Source organism: Moorena sp. SIO4A5 (genome assembly GCF_010672005.1).
Classification (GTDB): Bacteria; Cyanobacteriota; Cyanobacteriia; order Cyanobacteriales; family Coleofasciculaceae; genus Moorena.
The window spans coordinates 1-3,933 of sequence record NZ_JAAHHZ010000447.1 but is presented as its reverse complement, the minus strand read 5'-3'; the positions used below and the strand labels follow the sequence as shown (position 1 = coordinate 3,933).

Annotated in this window: 7 protein-coding genes; 6 read left to right on the top strand and 1 reads right to left on the bottom strand. The window is 42.5% G+C overall.

Translation table 11 applies throughout. The features are described from left to right. Positions 1-178: 178 nt before the first annotated feature. Together F6K57_RS38890 and F6K57_RS38885 are read left to right on the top strand one after the other, a co-directional pair. Positions 179-943 carry a thioredoxin domain-containing protein gene (locus tag F6K57_RS38890; RefSeq protein ID WP_293074007.1) on the top strand — a complete coding sequence of 255 codons (765 nt, stop codon included), beginning with the start codon at positions 179-181 and terminating at the stop codon, positions 941-943. A gap of 115 nt (positions 944-1,058) precedes the next feature. After that, positions 1,059-1,205: a hypothetical protein gene (locus tag F6K57_RS38885; protein WP_293074001.1), complete on the top strand. Its 147-nt coding sequence runs from the start codon at positions 1,059-1,061 to the stop codon at positions 1,203-1,205. Here the strand turns inward: F6K57_RS38885 and F6K57_RS38880 are convergent. Continuing rightward, a complete protein-coding gene (locus tag F6K57_RS38880; RefSeq protein WP_293073998.1) occupies positions 1,183-2,232 on the bottom strand; it encodes a glycosyltransferase family 1 protein in 1,050 nt (349 codons plus the stop codon). The two genes, F6K57_RS38885 and F6K57_RS38880, sit on opposite strands and share 23 nt — an antisense overlap. A gap of 466 nt (positions 2,233-2,698) precedes the next feature. Between F6K57_RS38880 and F6K57_RS38875 the strand changes: the two genes are divergently transcribed. The 4 genes from F6K57_RS38875 to F6K57_RS38860 all read left to right on the top strand — a co-directional run bounded on the left by F6K57_RS38875 (position 2,699) and on the right by F6K57_RS38860 (position 3,884). Next, complete coding sequence (locus F6K57_RS38875; RefSeq protein WP_293073995.1) at positions 2,699-2,944, top strand: hypothetical protein; 246 nt, start codon at positions 2,699-2,701, stop codon at positions 2,942-2,944. 144 nt (positions 2,945-3,088) lie between these two features. Then, entirely contained in the window at positions 3,089-3,325 is a 237-nt protein-coding gene (locus tag F6K57_RS38870) for a hypothetical protein (RefSeq protein ID WP_293073992.1), read from the top strand. A 133-nt stretch (positions 3,326-3,458) separates the two neighbouring features. After that, positions 3,459-3,713: a PIN domain-containing protein gene (locus F6K57_RS38865; protein ID WP_293074004.1), complete on the top strand. Its 255-nt coding sequence runs from the start codon at positions 3,459-3,461 to the stop codon at positions 3,711-3,713. Between the two features lie 24 nt (positions 3,714-3,737). Beyond that, on the top strand, positions 3,738-3,884 hold the full coding sequence (locus F6K57_RS38860; protein WP_293073990.1) for a hypothetical protein: 147 nt from the start codon (positions 3,738-3,740) through the stop codon (positions 3,882-3,884). The last annotated feature ends 49 nt before the right edge of the window (positions 3,885-3,933 follow it).

Here is a 3,933-nt window from a genome sequence, read left to right as displayed (position 1 = left end):
CCGGTGGGTGTAACGGGCATCTTGCGCGGTGGAACAGGCATCTTGCCTGTTTCATTTTCCCACGCAACTTTTGCCTATTGCTAGCATGCCTATTGCCTTGCGCGTAGCGCTATACCAATCCGTTGCCGATGTTGCTTCATGTGAGATACCCTATGCCTTGGTTCCATTTAAGAAAATCATGGTCACTAAGCTCCTTACCATTCTCCAGAAAGCCCTATCACTGACAGGATTAGTACTACTCCTGTCCTTCTCAACCTGGTCACTGCCAGCCACAGCAGCCTCCAAAATTAGTCCTCAACTAGAACAACAAATACTCGAAGTCATCCGCAAGCACCCAGAAGTAATCCTAGAATCGGTCCAGAGATACCAGCAGCAACTGGAACGGGAAAGCCAGCAGCAACAGCAAGCAATCTTGCAGGGCTTCAAAACCAATCCCCAAGCCTTCATTGGTTCCTCCCCCACCACTAGCGCCATTGAAGATAAAATTGTGCTAGTAGAATTCTCAGACTTTCAGTGTCCCTTCTGTGCCAGAGCTCACGACACCGTCAAGGAGTTTATAGCAAACCATGGGGATGAAGTTACCTTAGTTTACAAACACTTCCCCCTGACGGGAATTCATCCCCAAGCCCTCCCAGCCGCTCAAGCAGCTTGGGCCGCCACTCAACAAGGCAAATTCTGGCAGTACCATGATGCTCTATTCGCTAATCAAAAGCAATTAGGAGAAGAGTTATATCTTGCCATTGCCCAAGACCTAGATTTAGACCTAGAGCAGTTTAACCGAGACCGGAACGCAGCTGATCGTGCCATTGCAGAAGACATGCAGCTAGCACAACTATTGGGACTGAGCGGCACACCTTTCTTTGTTATGAATGGTGAAGCCTTCTCTGGTGCCGTGCCCCTAGAACAGATAGAAGCGATATTGGCACAAGTGCGCAACTCTTGAAGTAAATAAAGTAGGGTGGGCAAAGTAATCTAATCTCGAATACTCACAAGAACCAAATTGTTTTTGCCCACCCTACTCCCTACTCCCTACTCCCTATTCCCTATTCCCTTAGGTGGTGCGTTACGGGGCGGACTATCGCAACGCTGGCTACGAAGCGGAAAATGAGTGCAAGTCCGCCCCTAACGCACCCTACGCACTGTTTTTGCCCACCCTACTCCCTACTCCCTACTCCCTACTCCCTATTCCCTACTCCCTTTGCTAAAAACAGTTGCTATTTCCTCCGCTGTTCTTTTTTCTCGCCAAAGCCACTGGTTATCCTGACCATGCTCCCGAATATAAGAGATAGCTTCATCAAGTAATGATGGGATTTCATCAAAGGTTTTAAAGGTTGAACCCACAGAGACTGGCCAATTAACTTGATGCCGGAGTACTGGATAATCAGAAGTAATTACATAGCAACCACAGCAAGCGGCATCACTCAATACACCACTGGTACGGTAGTAATAGCGATGTTTTTCGTAATGGGCTACTAAAATATCTACCTCATTTAACAAATCAAGATATTGTTTTTCAGTAGTTGTATCATACATTTTGACTCCCAAGTTATCTAAATCCTTAGGCTTCTGCCAAAATGGTACCCCAAGCACTAGCTCACATTTCTGGTCAGATAATTTAGTATAGTCTTTCAAGATTTCAATTATCTTAGCGATTGGCTTATCTTTACGAATCATGCCAACCACACCGATTTTAATTTTTTTATCGGTAGGCAGCCTTTCTCCTGGCTTTAAATTGGGGTAAGCATCGCTCCTGATTGGCATCGGTATTTTTACTTTGGCAGACGCTGGTAATCTAAACCGTTTGGGTAAAACCTCATCATCCATTTCAAATAAAACTGCCTTAAGGTTAAAATACTTGAGGAAAAACTTGAGGTACATTAAGCCCAAAAACTTTAAAGTACTGTGCATAGCTAATTGTTGATTCCAGTGAAGACAAATCCAAACGGGTTTGCGATGCCATGCCAGTAATGGGAGAAGTAAATAGATATTTTGGAGATAAATTTCAAAGAGAAAAAGTCCATCATAGTCTTGACGCTCTTCACTCGTCAAAGACCTTATGCCCATAGCAATATGACGATATTCCCGACGTAAGTGTAATCCTATCCTATAGGGAAACAGGTTAGTAAAATTTTTGATGGAATCAGGGATAGGAATTTCAATGGACAAAAAATCGAGCTTAATTTCCTGAGAGTAAAAATTAATCAGGAGTAGGTCTTGGAGACCATTGTGCATTATTTTCATAGCAGCTTAGATTGGTAAGATTAGATTTATTTCAGGGAACAGTGAACAGGTAATAGTGGACAGTAATTGACAAAAAACTAGAGGTTTCTTTGAGAGTATATAACTGTTGCCAGAGATAAGTATGTAAAAAAAATAAACCCAGCCATCAGAACTTTTTCCAGCAAAGATTGACTGTGGTTTATATGTCACAGCGGTAATAATTATGCCTACCTACTTAGAGAGATTTGCTTGGCTTGATTAAGGAATCTAGATTAAGCAATCTCTAAGTGATACTTAGATAGTTCCCTAAAATTTTGTGGAAGTAACAGTAAGGCAGAATGGAGAATGAAGAATGTAGAATTAAGAATGCAGAATGGAGAATGCAGAAGTTGCGTAGGGTGCTTTAGGGACGGGCTCGCCCTCATTTTCTCGGTAGCCAATTTTGGGACAGTCCGCTCCGAAAATTGAAACGGGCAAGATGCCCATTCCACAACAAGATGCCCATTCCACAACAAGATGCCCATTCCACAACAAGATGCCCATTCCACAACAAGATGCCCATTCCACAACAAGATGCCCATTCCACAACAAGATGCCCATTCCACAACAAGATGCCCATTCCACCCACCAGGTCAAACAGCTTTTAGGAGATGCACCCAAAGCACAAGGCAGTTGTCAATGGGGTTTTGTACCTCAACCAATTGACAACTGCTATCGGGTTTAGCGGCAGGGGCGAGGAAACAAGCGGCATCGCTACTCCCAGATCTGCTGTTCTTTTATTCGCTGTTCCCTAAAACCAAGTACCTCAGCCCATTGATAAATACTGTAAAATTAGAGTAGTTAACTGACTACGCCCGAACCAAGACTTATGCGTGACCTAGAACAACTAACAAAAGATATTCAAGAACTACCAGAAGATGCTCAAAAAATTATTGCCGATATCATTGAAGTGTTCAAAAAACTGTATTTAACGAAAAAAACGCCATCTCTTCACCCTCTGGAATTAGACAATCAACCTTTTATTGGTATGGGTCGTGATCGACAAGATACTCAAAATAGTAGCGAATGGGTGAGAAGAATTCGACAACAGCATTGGCAGGGCTAAAATGGAAGCAATTCTAATCGACACTGATATTTTGATTGATCTTGCCAATAACGACTCAATTGCTAAATAACGCCTGGTAAGAGAATCTAAAACATCTCTATTGAAAATCAGTATTATTACTAAACTATAATTAATTGTTGGTTGTCGAAATAAACAAGAATTAGACTCTTTGGATAAATTCCTCAGGCAGTTTTATATCATTCAACTCAATCCTCAGATATCCCTCAAAGCCGAACAGTTGATGGGTAGTTACTATCTCAGTCATGGACTCCTAATCCCAGACGCTCTAATTGCTGCTACCGCTATTGAAAATCAAATTCCTCTACTCAGTAAAAATCAACGAGATTATCGCTTTATATCAGCACTCAGTCTATTGAAATATCCATAACATTGATGGAAAACTATTGCTAGCATGCCTATTGCCTACTCCCTACTCCCTACTCCCTACTCCCTACTCCCTACTCCCTACTTCCACCATCGGCTAACATCATCAACCGCTGCCACCGTTTCTCTTAGGGCTTCAACACTCCCAAGCTCGATGATTAAAGGAGCTAATTGAGGAAGATGGTTAAGAAAATCGGGACGGCTTAGACTAGCTAAACAATCAA